The organism is Parabacteroides sp. Marseille-P3160 (genome assembly GCF_900162725.1).
Taxonomy (GTDB): Bacteria; Bacteroidota; Bacteroidia; order Bacteroidales; family Tannerellaceae; genus Marseille-P3160.
On record NZ_LT799418.1, the window covers coordinates 3,191,421 to 3,209,695 of the forward strand.

Sequence of the window (18,275 nt, forward strand, 5' to 3'; positions counted from 1 at the left end):
TATATGAAAGGCAAACTAATTATCGGAGCGTTATTAAGTTTTTCTCTTTTTTACTTTAGTGTACAAGGGCAAGCGCAAAAAATAGAGAAGTTATTTAATGGAAAAGATTTTTCCAACTGGAACTTTATCGTTAAAGACAATGCCGTTCCGCCCGAGAGAGTATTCACCATCAAGGACGGACTGATCCATATTACGGGAGATCCGTTCGGTTACATGTACACGAAAAAGAAATACAGCAACTTTAAACTGCATGTGGAATGGCGTTGGCCGAAAGGTGTTGAATCCAACAGCGGAATCTTTGTCTTGATAGAAGAAGCGAATAACCCTTTTCCTAACGGAATCGAGTGTCAATTAAAAGCGGGTGATGCAGGTAGTTTCGTCTTGCTGGGCGGTTCCGATCTATTGGAATTCGAGTTGCCGGCAGGAACAGCTGAACGCCCGGCCTTCCCGGTCGTACAAAAAGCGAAAGAGAGCAGTGAAAAGCCGGCCGGTGAATGGAACGAAGCCAATATCTTTGTAAAAGACGGCACCATTACAGTCTTCATCAACGGCGTATACCAGAATGTCGGCACGAATCCGGTCAAGGAAGGTTACATTGGCCTGCAAAGCGAAGGAAAGGACATCCAGTTCCGTAATGTAACGCTAACGGAACGGCCGTAAATCTCAGGCTTTCTTTACAGTTTCTTTCTTTGAAATGGCATAAAAAGAGGGCGTGTCAAAAGCATCACACCCTCCTACGATGAGGCCGGGGAGAGTCCTATCGGCCTCTATAATACGACAAGCGCGGCGGGATGCCAATAAGATTGGGGGTTGTAGGGATAAAAATAGCGAAGCCTGAAGTGACTTCGCTATGAGGTTGTTATAGCTTTTCGATCTCCTCGGCGGTAAGGCCGGTGGTCTCGGAAATGAGGTCGACCGGGAGGCCTTTTGCTTTCAGATTTCGCGCAATATTCAATTTCTCTTCGGTGCGGCCTTTTTTTTTCACCTTTCCGTTCGGCGAAGGCGAGGACGGCAAGGTTGTCGCGGTAGACTTTGATGCTTTCGTCGTACTTCTCGCGCTCTTCTTTCGTGAGGGAGGCGATGTCTACAATCTTCTCCAACTTCTCGAAGACTGACTTGCGGGCCTTAAAGGGCAGTCTCTTTAGTGTTTCCATATTTTTTAATACATATATCCATCGTTCAAAATCGGTTTCGCACTCTTAGCGGATAACAGATGGGAAAACTTCATTTTTGAGCTTGATCCAAAAAACGAAGCAAAAAAGATCAAGTTTGATTAATTACCCCAGTTCATTTTTGAGCTTTTTATCATCCTGCCGACAATCCCAGATAGTAACAATATTTATAATATCTTTGTCTTCGTCAATAAAATAAATTATTTTATAATTGTCTCTAACCACTAAAGAACGGAAACTTACAGGTAAATCGGAAAGATATGGCTCTAAAGCAGCCATTTGAGGAAACTGAACTAAAGGGAATACAGCGTTTTTAATATCCACTAACAATTTATTCGCTTCAGACCTGCTTTTTTCTCTATAAAAAGAATATATCTCCTTTAATCTCTGCTCTGCTTTTGGTTGCCAAATTATTTCCATTCTTCAGCCTCTTTAAATAGTTGCTCGTGCGCCTTACCCTTTCCGTTTTTAGCGTCTTCAACGGATTGCATTACTTCCTCTTTCAATTCATTAACAGACATAGCAGCAGGATAAGAAACTGAATTTCTTAAAAACGACTGAATTTTCTTGATTATATTTACATCATTAACACCAACAATAGATTCTATCAACTTCGCTTTTTCTATATATAAATCATTTTTATTCATACAGGCAACATTTTAAATTCATGACACCCAAAGATACATGAAATTTTTCTATTCATCCACAGACGAATCCTTTTCTCTTCCTAAAATTCCCGCAGCTAATTGCAAACAGTCAGTGAAATAACTTTGGATCCTTTCCCGAATACAGGAATATAACTGATGAGCCGCACCATGAAATTGTAGGGACGCATTCCATGCATAATATAAAAGACTTTATCCAGTTTCAGGCGGGGATCCCAACGCTCAAAGATACGGTTATCATCGAAGCCCCATTCAAAAACCGCTTTTGCATTCCGTAAGGTGTCATGCTTGTCCGATTGATGGCTCAAGTATTCCGAAAGTCCGTCAAAAAGAATGCGGGCATTGGGAAAACGTTCGGCAATGGTGCATAAAAGATTTTTCACTTTTTCTTCGGGAAAATACATAAATACTCCTTCCGAAATAAAAATGAAATTACTGTCGGGATGTTTTTCTTTCAGTTTATCCAGCCAACCGGTTTCAAACGCGGAATCCGGAATTAAAAATTGATTTCGATGCGTTTGCATCAATTGCTCACGTAATTTAATAGACTCAGGAAGATCCAGCTCATAGAAAATCGCTTTTGAAGCATTTTTCACACGATTGTACCTATCATCCAATCCACACCCGATATTCACGACAACAACGTTTTCATGCGTGGCAATGAATTCTTCCAATTGTTTGTCAATGTATTTCAAACGAACGCAGGTTCCTATACGACTCATTACTTTAGTGCCCGAATATTTTTCAAACGGATAATCTATCCGGTGCATCAATTTCAAACTTTGGGTATCATTTAAAACAGGATGTTTTTGTTGGGCATCCAAAGCACGCATATATACAGTAATAAAAAGGGTATCAGCGACATTGTCACTAATTGATGGTTTTATTTTTTCCATTCTCTGATAGATTGATTTATCACAAAGATAGATATTCTGGAGAATGGATTTAATCCCCATTATTAGGGATATTTCAATAAAATAAGCCTAATAGTAAGCATTATTAGGTAATCGAAAAAGCCCGCTTCTCCAATAGAAGCGGGCTCCCGTTAAATATTGCTTACAACGCTCCAAAACTAATAAAGGTTTTAAATAAAAACAAACGTTTAAGAATATTTTTTTACAAAAAAACGATCTCAGATAAAAATCTAAATATCCTATGTGAATTTATTCCTATTCTGCAACAAATTTCATCTCACGCAAGATAAATTCTTGATAGGTTTTACAAACGATGCTATTGCATTAATAGACAATAGGTTTCACCAACAGTTATAAAAACAGTGTATAATACGACTGATAATTTACCAAAACAGAATAAATTACGACGATTCTACAAAAAGAAATCTGTTCCGTTTAAGTAATAATTCATCTTTTATTTCCTCAATCCTCTCCCCCCCATTATTACTACAAACCAGACAAGACTATTATAGCATCAATTTATACATCCCGCTTCTATTGGAGAAGAAGCAAAATATATTTTGATAAAAGATTAGATACTTGAAAGATCCACTTTTTAATTTCTTAAATCGAATGCCTATGGAGAATAAACAACATTGAAAACGCACAACAGCTAAAAAAGCAGTTTTATTCATCTGATTAAACAACCTTAAGTGATTTATCTCAATAAAATTAGTAACCTTAAATTTGCAGTACATGATAAAAATACGATATCTCGGTTACGTCAAAACCGATTTGAAGGATTTTTTTAGAATTATAAAACTCTCAACACTCATCTTATTCACAGAAATGAGTTTAGTAAATGCAGACAATTCCTATTCGCAATTACTTCTTTCGACAAATAATTCAATTGAAATCGACCAACAAAGTAATAAGATCAGAATTACGGGAATAGTCTATGATCAAAACGGAGATCCTCTAATAGGAGTAAATGTTATCGAAGTAGGGACGACCAACGGAACTTTAACGGATATAAACGGACGATTTTCACTGGAAATAAATGAAAATGCGACATTACGGGCCTCTTACATTGGATATATTGCTCAGGATATTACGGTAAAAACAAGAGCACCGCTAACAATCAAATTAAAAGAGAATCTGACACAACTGGAAGAAGTGGTGGTGGTAGGTTATGGTGTTCAGAAAAAAGAAAGTGTTGTCGCTTCTATTGCTCAAGCTTCCGAAGAAGAGTTGAAACGGACGGGAAATGTAACCAACCTGACGGAAGCTCTGACTGGTCAATTGCCGGGTCTTGTCACCCTGACTTCTTCCGGTGAACCGGGAGGTATTACGACCGGTAACAGTGCGACAAATATGTTTATCCGCGGGCAAAATACATGGAATGGAGGCCAGCCGCTAATATTGGTTGATGGAGTGGAACGCAATATGAACAATATCGATGTAAACGAAGTAGCCAACATTTCCATTCTGAAAGATGCTTCGGCGACAGCCGTATTCGGAGTGAAAGGAGCAAACGGCGTAGTATTAATCACAACGAAAAGAGGTGAGGCAGGAAAGACAAAGCTAAACTTCAATTATACGGCAACAGGAACCATGCTTTCCAAACAACCAGACAAGCTGGATTCATATGCCGCAATGATGGCTAAAAACGAAATTATCGAACGCGAAGGAGTACTGAATGAACCGTCTTGGAATTCGTACGTCCCCTATGAAATCGTACAGCGTTACCGCAAACCTCAAACACCCGAATATGCAGTTATCTATCCGAATGTAGATTGGGAAAAAGCCATGTATGATGATATGGGGTTTTCCCATCGTGCAACCTTAAGCGCCCAAGGCGGAAGCAAAAATGTCAAATATTACGGCATGCTGGCTTATTTACATGAAGGAGACATGTTTAAAAACTATAATAATGGAAAAGGATATGATCCCAACTACAATTATGACCGTTTTAATTTCCGTAGCAACATCGACTTCAATCTCACTTCAAGCACAAAACTTTCAGTCGATTTGTCAGGTTTTTATTCACAGAAAAACACAAATTTCAATAATGAAGGATCGTCCAGCCGGGCAGACCAATGGATGTGGAGCGCTACGTATTTCCTTGCGCCCAACTTATTTTTACCTATGTATGATGACGGATATTGGGGCGCCTATCAGGAAGGGGGTAATAATACGGTAAATCCTTTGGCCGTAATCTATAATCTGGGAATTCGTGAGACAAGGACCACGCAGTTAAATTCCAATTTCACCTTGGAACAAGATTTGAGTTTCATTACAAAAGGATTAACAGTAAAAGCCTCTTTATTCTATGATAACAATATTCGCTCGGAAGGGGGAATTTATGATATCACCAATCATGTAAGACCAGGTGAAGCAGTGACAAATGTCAGATATAAACAAATTTATCCTTTACTCTATGAAGGCCCTGACCAAGACCCCTCCGAATACACAGTATATCTTCCGGTCAGCACCGAAGAATATGACTGGATTATGCGTCCGTGGACTATTAGGGCGGAAGGAATAAATTCTGCAAACTGGGATGGCACTATTCCGGTAACCCGCAGGCTTATGTACCAACTTCAATTGAATTACGCCCGCAGGTTCGGACTACATAATGTCTCTGCCATGGGGATATTTAAACGGGAAGAATATGCGAATGGCAATATGTTTAAAAACTACAGAGAAGATTGGGTGTCGAGGCTTACTTATGATTATGATTCCCGCTACCTGCTTGAATTGAACGGCGCCTATAATGGATCGGAAAAATTCGGCCCGGGCTATCGCTTCGACTTTTTCCCTTCCCTTGCTGCCGGCTGGTATATTTCCAACGAAAAATTTTTCCGATTAAAATGGGTGGATCGCTTAAAATTACGGTACAGTAAAGGATGGGTAGGGGATGATAGTGGAGGAAGTCGCTGGATGTATAGTTCCCAATTGGCATACGGAGGCTCGGCAAGACTGAACAATGCTTCCAATGGAACCAGTCCCTACACATTCTACAGGGAAACCGTTATCGGAAATCCCGAAGTCCGATGGGAAAAGGCGGTAAAAGATAATTTCGGATTGGAAATAGGGCTATTAAACAATTTATTCTCCTTAACGGCAGATTATTATACGGAGGATCGTACTGATATCCTGATAGCGGGGAGTAGCCGTTCCGTACCGGTATTCTTTGGAGCAACTCCTCCAAGTGCCAACTTGGGAAGAGTCAAGTCAAAAGGATTCGAGATAGAGTTGGGAGTAAATAAAACGTTGTCCCCGGGTTTGGATATTTGGTCCAAGCTCGCCATTACACATAATGAAAATAAGGTTATGTTTAGAGATGATCCACCTTTACAATACGCTCATTTAAAAGCGGCCGGTTACCCCATCGGTCAAATCAGAAGTCTGATTGCCAACGGATTTTACAACAACTGGGATGAAGTATACGCCAGTATCCCCACGGAGACGAACGACCTACAAAAATTACCGGGCTATTACGATCTGATCGACTTTAATGCCGACGGTGTGATTAAAAGCAGTGAAGACCAAGCTCCAATTGGCTATTCGGAAGTTCCTCAAAATACAGCGGCGTTTACCTTGGGTGTTAACTATAAAGGATTCAGCTTTATGACCCAGTTCTATGGCGTTAATAACGCAAACAGGGTGGTAGCATTCGATAATTATATGAATGATACGGATATTGTTTTCGGTCATGTGGCCGATTACTGGTCAAAAGACAACCCCAACGCCTCTTCTTTTTTACCAAGATGGAAAACCTCGGCGGAAAATATAGGAAATTATTACGTTTATGACGCCTCGTTCCTCCGTTTGAGAATTGTCGAATTATCCTACTCCTTCGATAAAAACAGTTGGATAAAGAAATTAGGTATCGAGAATCTGAGGATTTTCCTCAACGGAAACAACCTGTTCTTCTGGTCAGACCTGCCTGATGATCGGGAAACGACTTATTCGGGCGGTAGTGCCACACAAGGGGCATATCCTACCGTAAAACGAATCAATCTCGGCATCGATCTAAACTTTTAAACAGTAATTAAAATGAAAAGAATGAAATATTATATCGGAATATTCTTGGTATCAATCATAGGAATAACGGCAACCTCCTGTGAGGACTATTTGGATAAAGCGCCTGAATCCGATATATCGGATAAGGACGCATTCGGAAATTTCACCAGTTTCCAGGGATTTGTAGAAGAAATGTATAAGTGCATCATGGACCCGGACAAGGGAGGCGCCTTCAACAGATGTCTTTTTGCAGACGAAACCCTTGGCCCTTCGCAATATCCTTTTGATCAGGGGAACTATTGGAGCAACGAAAGTTATTTTTTCGGTCAGAGCGTGAATACGACCGACGCCGAATCCCGCACGAAAAGAATTTGGGAATATGCCTGGTATGCTATACGAAAAGCAAATCTCGCCCTTTCAAAACTGGAAGAAGAAGGTCTTTTTGAAGGTACGGATGAAGAAAGGAATCATCTGAAGGGGCAAGCTTTATTTTTCAGGGGATGGTTCTATTTTGAAATCTGCCGCTACTGGGGAGGTATGCCCTATATCGACCGGATGTTAGAACCTACAGAAGATCTGTTTACTCCGGAATTTAAGCGATTGAATTTCCAGGAGTGTGCCAAAAAGATGGCAGCCGATTTTCGTGCTGCCGCCGACTTATTGCCCAATCATTGGGATCTGTCAGGTCCGGGTGAAGCGACCAAAGGACATAACCGAGATCGGATTAATAAATTCCACGCATTAGGTTATTTAGGAAAAGCATTATTATATGCAGCCAGCCCTATGATCAACGAAGAAGCGACCGGTAATAATGCTTTCGACGGAGAACTTTGTGCACAAGCGGCCTCTGCTTTCGGCGAACTGCTTCAGTTGGCCGACCAGACCGGCATTTACCAAATGCAGTCCTGGGATACATGGACCGACTGTTTCTGGCGCTGGAACTGGGAAAGGCCGGGCGGAACGGAATGTATTATGATGCCTATCATCTTCGAACGTAGCCGGGTACGCTGGTCAACGCTCGGTGGGATGGTGCCTTCCTCCATCGGAATGAATAGCGGTTCGTCGGCTGATGTACCTACCCATAATTACATTAAAAATTATGCCATGGCAAACGGTTTGCCTATCGACGATCCTGCTTCCGGCTATAACCCGAATGATCCATGGATAGGAAGAGAACCCCGTTTCTATAAGGATATCCTGAAAGACGGAGACCAGATATGGGCTACTGCCGGGGTAGATCAATATGCACAGTTATATAACGGCGGACGCCATCGTAACGGTATCAATCCTCCAAGCGTTACCGGTTATTATTATTTAAGATATGCACCTCTCGGTAAAGATTTTACGGCGTCAAAAGCAGATGCTCTACAAGCCTATAAACCCTATCTACGTCTGGCCGATATTTACTTAATGTACGCTGAAGCGGTAAATTTTAGTCCGGGAGGAGGCCCAAATGCCAAAGCAGCCAATTATTCCATGACAGCCGTCGAGGCTCTGAATGTAGTACGTAATCGCGCACAATTGCCCAACCTAGATCATAAGTTTACAACTTCAAAGGAGGCTTTCTTTGAAGAGATTGTTCGCGAAAGAGCAGTAGAACTGGCCTTTGAAGGTGCTCGCTTTTGCGATCTGCGCCGATGGAACCGCAACGGGGACGAACGTTATCTGGACAAAACGGCACTCGATTTTGATCGCGGCGAAAATGGAAAACCGATTAATATCAGGGAACGGGTTGTTATCAGGCGAACAGTAGGCAAAAAACACAATTGGCTACCCATCCAAGTCAAATATACGACGCAGTATGAAGGATTTCCTCAAAATCCGGGTTGGTAAAATTTAATAACCTTGAACCTTTTTAATTTTATGAAGAAAAAAATAATTTACCTCATTATAGCTATAGCATTATCCGGACAAATGCTGTTTTTCCCTGATAAGCTATCAGCCCAGGATGAGAACCTGGTTACCATTCAATCTACGGTCACGGACGATTCGGGTAATCCGATCGCAAACGCGGAAGTTTTCAATGAAGAGGCTTATACCCATACCGATAAAGAGGGAAAGTTTAGCCTGAAAGTAAAAACCGGCTCAAAAATTATTGTTGAAGCCGAAGGATATGAAAAGGCGATTTTTTCCCCTGAGGATAACAACGAAAAACTGCAACTTAGCCGTTCTCCGCTCCTCTACGGAGAGCAAGAACAGGTCAATCTACCTTTCCGTACAGTCAGTAAAGGGGATGTTGTCGGAGCTGCCAGCGGCTATCGGATGGATGAGATAAGCCAATACGACAACAGTATCTGGGCCAGCGGTATCCTAACCGGAAGGGCGTTGGGCATGTTAGGAGGGAATAATATCCGGGGATTGGGAGTCAGTTTGGACGTTGGCGCCATTACCGGTACCCAAACCGGTACGGCGATGGTCGTTGTAGACGGATTACCTCGTGAATTAAATTCAATACGTCTTTCCGACATTGAAAGTATTTCCGTACTGCGTGATGTTAATTCGGCGATCTTGTATGGAAGCGCCGCTCTGAACGGAGTGGTATTAATCACGACCAAACGGGGGGAAGCCTATAAAAAAAGATCCGACATTACAGTTAATTACGGCATTTCAGTACCCAAACTAATGCCGAAATACCTCAATTCTGCAGACTACATGGAATACTTCAACAAAGCCAGGGAAAGCGATGGTTTTGAACCTCAATATTCTGCAGAAACAATTGAGAACTACAGGAATGGGAATAAATATCGTTATCCGGATGTCGATTATTATTCCGATGAATATTTGAAGTCGTTTAAAGACTATTTCGACCTGAATACCGAATTTTCGGGAGGGAATGAAAACGCCCGCTATTACGCAAATGTAGGCTGGTATTCGGCAGGAGGTCTGATGAATTTCGGCGAAGGAAAAAACGCCCGCCAAAACACCTTCAATGTAAGAGGAAATATAGACCTGAAAATCAACAATTGGATTAACACCTCCGTGGATGCAACAGGTCTATTCAACAATTCCAAAGGACCACGCGGAAGTTTCTGGAGTAATTCGGCATCCGTCAGGCCTTTTGAGTTTTCCCCTTTGTTACCGATTGACCTGATTGACCCGCAAAACAGCTTATTGAAAGCCCGAAAAAACGATATAGACGGAAAATACCTGATCGGAGGAAACAGTAACTTTATCACACATGGTATCGGAGATGTCTATGCCGCCGGTTTCAATGAAACGATCTGGCGCAATTTCTCATTCAACAACCGGATTAATTTCGACTTGGGCATGCTCACACCGGGTCTCTCCTTCCATACCAATATCAGTTTCGACTATTATGTAGCTTATAACCAGGTGACGCCAAACGAGTATTCGGTATATGAACCTATCTGGGCGGAAAATGAAGACCGTATTATCGATTTGAAACAGCACGGGAAAGACTCCCGCCCGGGGACACAAAACGTAGAAGGCCGTTATTTCAGAAGAAGGTTCGGCTTTTACGGGTTGTTGAGTTACGACCGTACTTTTGAGAATCGGCATCATATCTCAGGTTCTTTGTTCGGTTATGGAAGTACGTTCAAGGATAACGACGGTTCTTATACCGATTTTCAAGGAGTAAAACATGCACACATCGGATTTCAGACAAGCTATATTTATGACCGGAAATATATGATTGATTTTAGCAGCGCTTTTGTAAACTCGGCAAAATTGCCAAAAGGCAAAGTAGGCTTTTCCCCTTCAATCGCCCTTGCATGGGCTATCAATAGGGAAAATTTCCTCTCTTCCTTAGACTGGATGGACTATCTCAAGCTAAAAGTATCTGCAGGAATACTCAATTCCGACATTCCTATCGGCGACTACTTCTATTATGATAACCGTTATGGAACATCCGGCAGTTATGCCTGGTATGAAGGCGGTAAAAGCAGGTCGGGCGTAGCTTCCAGTTGGACGTCGAATCCGAATCTGGATTTTGCCAAACGCAAAGAAATCAGTGTAGGTTTCGAAGGTTTGTTTTTTGATAAACTATTGGGGTTGGAAGCAAACTATTTCTATGATACCTATAGCGGTTTAGTCGTACGTCCGACAACGACATATCCCAGTTTTTACACAGATTTCGTCCCTTATGAGAATTTTGAGAAAGATGGGTACCAAGGAATAGAGATGGGGCTTAGCTTAAACAAAACATGGGGGGATTGGAGCCTATACACCGGAGTACACGCTTTATATTCCGTATCGAAACGTCTTATCGTAAACGAAGTGTACGCCAATGACTATCAATACCGGAAAGGATACGGGAAAGACGCTACTTTTGGTTTGGAAGCGCTCGGCTTTTTTCAGAACCAGGAAGAGATAGACGCCAGTCCGTACCAGACATTCGGAACGGTCAGGCCGGGCGATATCAAGTATAAAGATCAGAACGGAGACAATATTATCGACAGCAATGATGAAGTTTACCTGCGCCGTTGGCAAGCTCCCTGGTCGGAAGGCCTTGAAATACGCTTATCGTGGAAAAATTTCACTCTGTTTTTGCTCGGGGAAGGACAACAAGGAGTGAAAAACTTCAGGGAAAGCAGCTATTATTGGATGGATGCCAACGACAAATATTCGGAAATCGCCTTGCAAAGCTGGACGGAAGAAACTAAAAATACAGCTAAATATCCCCGTATCAGTTCGCAGGCAAACAGTAATAATTTGCGTCGTTCGAGCTTCTGGCTATACAATAACGACTACTTCAATTTGAGAAGAGTCCAATTGAGTTATCGAATGCCCCAAAAGGTCGCAAATTTTCTTTTCACAAAGAACCTGGATATTGCACTCGATGCAACCGACTTGTTCCAATTTGCCAAGAACCGAAAAGTAAGGGACTTGAATGTTGGAGGTGAACCTTATTATCGTACCTATACAGTTACGTTGAAGGCCAATTTCTAAAACGATGAATGAAAGCTAAATATTAAAGCACAAAAGAAAATGAAAAAAATTAAAATGCTTTTATCAGGGTTTCTACTTGTAGCCTTATGCACAGGATGTGACAGCCTTTTGGAGCCGGAAGACGACAATCATAGTACATTTAATCGTGTATACGAAGATCCCAGCTTTGCGGAAGGCCTATTGATCAGAGCCTATACGTATATACCGACCAATGATTACCGCTTTGACGAACCCGCTACAGATGATGCCGTTACAAACGATTTGGTTAACTCCTATCTTCGTATTGCAACGGGAGAATGGACAGCGATGTACAATCCCCAGAATCTTTGGGATAATTGCAACCGTGGTATTTTATATATCAACCAATTCTTAGAAATTGTAGATAGCATTAAATGGAAACCCACCGACCGGGAAATAAACGACCTTTTTGTCAGAAGGCTCACCGGAGAATCATACGCTATGCGCGGATTGTTGAAATATTACCTGCTTCGTAACCATGCAGGATACGATAAGGCGGGCAATTTATTGGGAACTCCTATCTATAATGAGTTTGTAGACAGTAAGGAAGGATTTGCCACTCCCCGCGCAAGTTTTGCAGAATCACTCCAAAGCACCTATGAGGATCTGGACAAGGCCTTGACTTACCTGCCTGACGATTATGGTAATGTGAGCAGTATTCCTGCCGCATTCAGTGAGGTAAAAGAAGTCTATTCCTACAATTATGTATTAGGTGATAATGTCCAGCAACGGATGAGCGGCCGTCATGCAAAAGCATTTAAGGCCCGCTTGGCTCTACTTGCCGCAAGCCCGGCCTTTAATCCGAATAATGACAAAACGCTTTGGGAAAAAGCGGCCAACCTGACGGCCGAACTATTAGACGGTATTGGCGGAGTAAACGGATTGGATCCCAACGGCAATCAATTCTATCTGAAGGCCCAAATCGATGCGGGAAATCTGACGGCCAACGACAAGAAAGACCAGCCTGAAATTTTATGGAGAAGACCGATAACGACCGGAAGAACCAGGGAAACCAACAATTTCCCGCCTTCTCTCTATGGAAACGGACGTATTAACCCTACCCAAAACCTGGTAGACGCCTTTCCGATGAAAAATGGCTACCCCATTGACGACCCAAATTCAGATTATAATGCTGCCGATCCTTATAAAAACAGGGATCCCCGTTTAGCCCTATATATTGTGTACGATGGAAGTAAATTGAAAAATACAACTATCAATACTAGGTTGGGCAGTGGTAGCGACGGATTAAATGCGTTGGTCAACTCCACCCGGACCGGTTACTATCTAAAAAAGTTGTTAAGGGAAGATGTAAATGTAAATCCGGCATCCGTCTCGGACCAACAGCATTTCGAAACCCATATTCGCTATACCGAATTGTTTTTGAACTATGCGGAAGCGGCCAACGAAGCATGGGGACCTTCTGCAGCGCCTGTACATAGCTATACTGCAAAAAATGTAATTGCCGCCATCCGTAAAAGGGCGGGTATTACGCAACCCGATGTCTACTTGGAATCCATAAATACCCAGGAGGAGATGCGTACGCTCATAAGGAATGAAAGAAGATTGGAACTGTGTTTTGAGAGCTTCCGCTTCTGGGATCTGCGCCGTTGGAAAGCGGATCTGACCCAACCGGCCCGCGGCGTAGAGATCGGAAACAATGCTTATCGCTATTTTACGGTTGAAGAACGCGCTTATGACAATGGCTATATGCACTACGGCCCAATACCATACAACGAGGTTCTGAAATATGATCTGCAGCAAAATGCAGGATGGTAATTCCAAACTCATTATTTTAAACTTAAATGCATAAAAAAATGAAGTATATCTATAAATTATTCGCTTTTACCCTGCTCGTCTTTCTCATGGCATGTAAAAATTTTGATAGCGAGCACGAGGATTATATCTATACAGCGGGATTCTTTCCCTATCAGTATCCCGTAAGAACCTTGGTACTGGGCGATTATATCTATGACAATTCGAATGACAACGCCCATAAATTCGTTATATCCGTAGCGATGGGCGGTGTTTATGAAAACGACCGGAACAGGGAATTTGAGATTCGTGTGGATGAAAGCCTGTGCGATCATCTATTCTTTACGGCAGACGGGGATCCGGTAAAGCCTCTTCCCTCGAACTACTATACTCTGAGTTCTACCGACAAGATCGTTATCCCTTCGGGAAAGACGAACGGAGGGATCGAAGTGCAACTTACCGATGCCTTTTTCGACGATCCTTCGGCTATTAAACAAGCTTATGTCGTTCCGATCAGGCTGATCGGTTCTGCTGATGTAGATACGATCCTATCCGGCAGTTCCGCCAATCCGAACCCTAATCTGGTCAATGCAACAGATTGGAATGTCTTACCGAAAAACTATACTTTGTTCGCTGTTAAATATATTAACGAATTTCATGGCACTTATTTCTACTACGGAAGTAGTAACGTAAAAGACGCTTCCGGAACGGAAATTGAAAAAACAGCCTACGATACCGAAAAATATGTGGAAAACAATCCGACTTCAAAATTGGTAACCACAGCGAGGTATCAGGTTTCGCTGAGTCTCAACTTCCATTCCGGGATTATTACGGGATCCTATGATCTGTTATTAACTTTTAATGGGAATAATTGTACCGTTACCGCCCCCGAAGGATCGCCTTATACGGTAACCGGAACCGGCGAATTTAAGTCCAAAGCGTACCAATGGGGAAATAAAGAGCGGGATGGAATCGTACTCAACTATACAGTTTCCAACGGCACGGTCTCCTATTCGGCCAACGATGTCCTCGTCGCACGCGATAGAGCCGTCGTAATGGAAGTCTTCAGTCCCGTTTTTGAAAATTAATTTTACTATCTTAGCGGTATTTTATTCCTGGTGAATAAAATACCGTTACTAATAGGACGAAGAATACCACTCAAAATTTATAAAAATGAGAAAAATATCAATTCTATTATGCATTCTGTTTTTTGTCACTTCCGTTCAATCATCCTGTAACGAAAAAGAACAAATAGTGGATTTTGAAGAAGAAGGGGGCATTCAAATATCTCCGGAGGATGAACGTAACTTTATCTCCAGAGGATGGGTATGCTATAGCGACTTTGGCGCGAAGGGCGATGGGAAAACCGATGATGTAAAGGCTATTGCTGAAACGCATAAGTTTGCCAATAAACATAATCTGATTGTGAAAGCCGATGAAGAAGCCACTTATTACATGGGTGGAAGAAAAAATACGGTTCAGATCCAAACCAATACCGATTTTGGTACTGCTGAATTTATCATTGATGATACCAATATAGAAGATAGGGGCGCAAATGTTTTCTCTGTAAATTCAACCCAAGAGCCACTTCAGCTTACAAGTTTAACTACACTTAAGAAAAATCAGAAAAAAATTGATGTTTCCCTTCCAAGCGCCTGTTTTGTCATTGTTACCAATTCAAACGTCAAACGTTATATCCGATGTGGAGCCAATCAAAATGACGGCTCTCCCCAAACAGATATATTTGTTGTTGACCGAAACGGGAATATTGATAAAAACACGCCCGTCATTTGGGATTTTGACGAGATTACAAACATTAAATATCTTCCCATTGATGAAACGGAACTGACAATTTCCGGAGGACGTTTTACTACCATTGCAAACAGAGAGGAATCGAAATACAATTATTATAACCGGGGTATTGCTATCAGGCGTTCCAATGTCGTTGTAGATGGATTGGAACACCGTATCACTGGCGAAGGAGCCAATGGGGCGCCCTATAACGGTTTCATCAGCATCAGCGATTGTTCCAATGTGACAATTAAAAATGCCGTTCTGACCGGGCATAAAGTGTATAAAACAATTGGAAGTGCGGGATCTGTCGTATCGATGGGGACTTATGATATTTCTGTGACTCGGGCAAATAATATTAGATTCGAGAAATGCAGCCAAACGAATGACATCAAAGACAACACTTATTGGGGAATTATGGGATCCAATTACTGTAAAAACCTGGTTTTTGATAAATGTACATTTTCCAGATTTGATGCCCATATGGGGGTTGTAAATGCTACTATTCGTAACTCAACGTTAGGGCATCAAGGAATAAACGCTATTGGGCAGGGGCTTTTTACAGTTGAAAATTCTACCCTATACAGCACAACGTTTATCAATCTGCGTTCCGATTACGGCAGTACTTGGGAGGGTGAATTCCTTATACGTGATTGTGTCTTTGTGCCCAGAGGATCGGGTGACATAAATCTGATCGGTGGTTCTAATTCCGGAAAACATGATTTCGGTTATACTTGCCATATGCCGGAACGAATCACAATCGAAAACCTTCGAATTGACGATTCTAATCGTCCTGAAAATTATCGTGGACCTGCAATTTTCTCCGATTTTAATAAAGAAATAAATGACGATTCTTACGTGGAGGACTATCCATATATCAAAACCAAGGAGATCATCCTCAATAACGTGACCACAGTGAGTGGTAAGTCGTTAAGAATTAGTGACAATACGTTTATGTTCAAAGAGGTAACCGTAACCATGCGCTGAATCTTTAACGGAAGTCTTCAGTACCGTTTTTGAAAATTAATTTTCTTATCTTTAGCGGCATCTTATTAATACAGAGCCGATAAATAAAATAATTGATATATTAATAAATTATGATGCACAAGAAAGCTCTATTAATTGCATTTTTTATTGTTTCGTGCAATCTCCTCGCTCAACAACAAAATCTATTGAGCGGTAAGTATCCTGTAGAGGAATTACAACGGATACTGATCCCCCATGACCAATGGAAACCTTTTCCCCGTTTGAACGAACGGAGCGAATGGGAAAAAGCGGACCCGAAGATAATGGAGGCCTATGTTAAAGCAGCCGAAAGTGAATTGAATTACGACTGGCCGACTATTCCGGCCACTTTGTCGCTGCTTTACGTCCGTTCGGGGAACCGCAGCCAGTACGAGGCAGTCAGTTTCAAGAAACGGCGTGTACTGGGAACCATGATCCTGGCTGAAATAGCGGAGAATAAAGGCCGCTTTATCGATCCTATTATCAATGGGATATGGTCTATTTGCGAAGAATCGTGGTGGGGTGTTCCCGCTCACTTGCCTACCGGTAAGGACTATTCAGGACTGATGGATGTTACAGAACCTTTTGTCGATCTCTTTGCGGCAGAAACGGGTACTTTTCTTGCTTGGGCCGATTATTTCTTAGGAGACAAATTCGACGCTGTTTCTCCCCAAATCCGCAAACGGATCTATAATGAAGTAAATAACAGATTGATGCAGCCGTTAATGAACAAATACCACGGATGGATGGGCAAAACGGCCGGCGGCCGCGCGCCGAACAACTGGAATCCGTGGATCTGTTCCAACTGGCTTAATTTTATGCTGTTACTTGAGAGAGACGACGCCAAACGGGCTGAGATGACGGCAAAAGTATTGAAGGTGCTCGATGAGTTTCTCAATCCGTATCCGCAAGATGGAGGATGCGATGAAGGCCCGGGCTATTGGGGAGCTGCCGGCGCTTCGCTTTATGATAATATCGCTTTCCTGAACCTGGCAAGCAAAGGCGCTTTTCAGTATGTCTATAATGACGAGCGGTTTAAAAATATGGGACGTTATATTTACCGGGCGCAGATAAGCGAAACCTATTTCCTTAATTTTGCCGATGCCGCTCCCCGGCCGGGAATGGACGGTGAGATGATTTATCGCTATGGCAAAGATATCCGGGACCAGGATATGATGAATTTCGGTGCATCCTATCGCCGCCCGGCTTCCGGATCTGTCGGTTTCCAGTATTTCCGGAAACTTTTCTCTCTCTTTATCCAGGATGAATATCAAAAAACTCTTCAAAAGTTTCCTCTACCTAAAGATGTCTGGCTGCCCGACCTGCAAGTGATATGTGCACGCGACAAACAAGGGGAGACTGCAGGATTTTATCTGGCTGCCAAGGGCGGAAATAACGACGAAAGTCATAATCATAACGACATCGGCAATTTTGTCGTCTTCTATGACGGACAACCTCTGTTGATCGATGTCGGCTCCGGGAAGTACACTGCCCGAACGTTCAGCCCCAAAAGATACGAAATATGGTTCAACTGTTCGGATTATCATAACTTGCCCACGGTCAACGGTGAAACACAAAAGCCGGGCGTGTCCTTCAAAGCGACTAACGTAACCTATCATCCGGGAAAATCGCCCTCTTTTTCTTTGGATATAGCGAAGGCATATCCCCCGGAAGCAGCGATCAACAGTTGGAAAAGAACCGTTACCCTTAACAGAGATAAGAATGTTACACTCAAAGACGTTGCCGATCTCCAAACGGCCAATTCCGTCACCCAGCATTTCATGACCTGTTACCCGGCAGAAATACTGAAACCAGGCGAACTCACGATTCATTACGAAACGAAAGAAGGTAATGCGATGGATTTCATAATCACATACAATCCCAAACAGATGGAAGCCGAAGTTGAAAAAATCAAGTTGGAGACAGAGGAAGACCAAGGTGTCTTAGGTAACTGGGGAGACAGAATCCACCGAGTAAACTTTAAGGTCATCACTCCTAAAAAGAAAGATAATTATACTTTTGTAATAAGGAAGAAATAAAAC

11 protein-coding genes and 1 pseudogene are annotated in these 18,275 nt (G+C 42.3%); 8 read left to right on the plus strand and 4 right to left on the minus strand.

Going from position 1 to position 18,275, the window contains the following annotated elements; genetic code table 11:
* Window positions 1-3: 3 nt before the first annotated feature.
* Entirely contained in the window at window positions 4-660 is a 657-nt protein-coding gene (locus tag BQ8014_RS12745; protein ID WP_080904676.1) for a 3-keto-disaccharide hydrolase, read from the plus strand.
* A 199-nt stretch (window positions 661-859) separates the two neighbouring features.
* Here BQ8014_RS12745 and BQ8014_RS12750 read toward each other — a convergent pair.
* The 4 genes and pseudogenes from BQ8014_RS12750 to BQ8014_RS12765 all read right to left on the minus strand — a co-directional run.
* Window positions 860-1,199: pseudogene (locus BQ8014_RS12750) on the minus strand (PD-(D/E)XK nuclease family transposase); the annotation flags it as partial.
* Between the two features lie 78 nt (window positions 1,200-1,277).
* Window positions 1,278-1,592 carry a type II toxin-antitoxin system RelE/ParE family toxin gene (locus tag BQ8014_RS12755; protein ID WP_080904677.1) on the minus strand — a complete coding sequence of 105 codons (315 nt, stop codon included), beginning with the start codon at window positions 1,590-1,592 and terminating at the stop codon, window positions 1,278-1,280.
* Window positions 1,583-1,819 carry a hypothetical protein gene (locus BQ8014_RS12760; RefSeq protein WP_080904678.1) on the minus strand — a complete coding sequence of 79 codons (237 nt, stop codon included), beginning with the start codon at window positions 1,817-1,819 and terminating at the stop codon, window positions 1,583-1,585. The genes BQ8014_RS12755 and BQ8014_RS12760 overlap by 10 nt, the downstream gene beginning before the upstream one ends.
* A gap of 95 nt (window positions 1,820-1,914) precedes the next feature.
* Window positions 1,915-2,733 carry a class I SAM-dependent methyltransferase gene (locus BQ8014_RS12765; protein ID WP_160150088.1) on the minus strand — a complete coding sequence of 273 codons (819 nt, stop codon included), beginning with the start codon at window positions 2,731-2,733 and terminating at the stop codon, window positions 1,915-1,917.
* 753 nt (window positions 2,734-3,486) lie between these two features.
* Between BQ8014_RS12765 and BQ8014_RS12770 the strand changes: the two genes are divergently transcribed.
* The 7 genes from BQ8014_RS12770 (at window position 3,487) to BQ8014_RS12800 (ending at window position 18,272) form a co-directional block, all read left to right on the plus strand.
* Complete coding sequence (locus tag BQ8014_RS12770; protein ID WP_080904680.1) at window positions 3,487-6,780, plus strand: SusC/RagA family TonB-linked outer membrane protein; 3,294 nt, start codon at window positions 3,487-3,489, stop codon at window positions 6,778-6,780.
* Window positions 6,781-6,792: 12 nt separating this feature from the next.
* Entirely contained in the window at window positions 6,793-8,592 is a 1,800-nt protein-coding gene (locus BQ8014_RS12775; RefSeq protein WP_080904681.1) for a RagB/SusD family nutrient uptake outer membrane protein, read from the plus strand.
* Between the two features lie 30 nt (window positions 8,593-8,622).
* A complete protein-coding gene (locus BQ8014_RS12780) occupies window positions 8,623-11,667 on the plus strand; it encodes a SusC/RagA family TonB-linked outer membrane protein (RefSeq protein WP_080904682.1) in 3,045 nt (1,014 codons plus the stop codon).
* 39 nt (window positions 11,668-11,706) lie between these two features.
* On the plus strand, window positions 11,707-13,461 hold the full coding sequence (locus BQ8014_RS12785; RefSeq protein WP_080904683.1) for a RagB/SusD family nutrient uptake outer membrane protein: 1,755 nt from the start codon (window positions 11,707-11,709) through the stop codon (window positions 13,459-13,461).
* Between the two features lie 38 nt (window positions 13,462-13,499).
* Window positions 13,500-14,525: a DUF5627 domain-containing protein gene (locus BQ8014_RS12790; RefSeq protein ID WP_160150089.1), complete on the plus strand. Its 1,026-nt coding sequence runs from the start codon at window positions 13,500-13,502 to the stop codon at window positions 14,523-14,525.
* An 85-nt stretch (window positions 14,526-14,610) separates the two neighbouring features.
* Window positions 14,611-16,215 carry a hypothetical protein gene (locus BQ8014_RS12795; RefSeq protein WP_080904685.1) on the plus strand — a complete coding sequence of 535 codons (1,605 nt, stop codon included), beginning with the start codon at window positions 14,611-14,613 and terminating at the stop codon, window positions 16,213-16,215.
* A 110-nt stretch (window positions 16,216-16,325) separates the two neighbouring features.
* Window positions 16,326-18,272 (plus strand): heparinase II/III domain-containing protein, encoded by a 1,947-nt coding sequence (locus BQ8014_RS12800; protein WP_200814396.1) that lies wholly within the window; start codon window positions 16,326-16,328, stop codon window positions 18,270-18,272.
* Window positions 18,273-18,275: the final 3 nt, after the last annotated feature.

Excerpts from the sequence above, each read along its gene's own strand:
- BQ8014_RS12745 (WP_080904676.1), top strand. The coding sequence starts at position 4 with ATGAAAGGCAAACTAATTATCGGAGCGTTATTAAGTTTTTCTCTTTTT.
- BQ8014_RS12755 (WP_080904677.1), bottom strand. The coding sequence starts at position 1,592 with ATGGAAATAATTTGGCAACCAAAAGCAGAGCAGAGATTAAAGGAGATA.
- BQ8014_RS12760 (WP_080904678.1), bottom strand. The coding sequence starts at position 1,819 with ATGAATAAAAATGATTTATATATAGAAAAAGCGAAGTTGATAGAATCT.
- BQ8014_RS12765 (WP_160150088.1), bottom strand. The coding sequence starts at position 2,733 with ATGGAAAAAATAAAACCATCAATTAGTGACAATGTCGCTGATACCCTT.
- BQ8014_RS12770 (WP_080904680.1), top strand. The coding sequence starts at position 3,487 with ATGATAAAAATACGATATCTCGGTTACGTCAAAACCGATTTGAAGGAT.
- BQ8014_RS12775 (WP_080904681.1), top strand. The coding sequence starts at position 6,793 with ATGAAAAGAATGAAATATTATATCGGAATATTCTTGGTATCAATCATA.
- BQ8014_RS12780 (WP_080904682.1), top strand. The coding sequence starts at position 8,623 with ATGAAGAAAAAAATAATTTACCTCATTATAGCTATAGCATTATCCGGA.
- BQ8014_RS12785 (WP_080904683.1), top strand. The coding sequence starts at position 11,707 with ATGAAAAAAATTAAAATGCTTTTATCAGGGTTTCTACTTGTAGCCTTA.
- BQ8014_RS12790 (WP_160150089.1), top strand. The coding sequence starts at position 13,500 with ATGAAGTATATCTATAAATTATTCGCTTTTACCCTGCTCGTCTTTCTC.
- BQ8014_RS12795 (WP_080904685.1), top strand. The coding sequence starts at position 14,611 with ATGAGAAAAATATCAATTCTATTATGCATTCTGTTTTTTGTCACTTCC.
- BQ8014_RS12800 (WP_200814396.1), top strand. The coding sequence starts at position 16,326 with ATGATGCACAAGAAAGCTCTATTAATTGCATTTTTTATTGTTTCGTGC.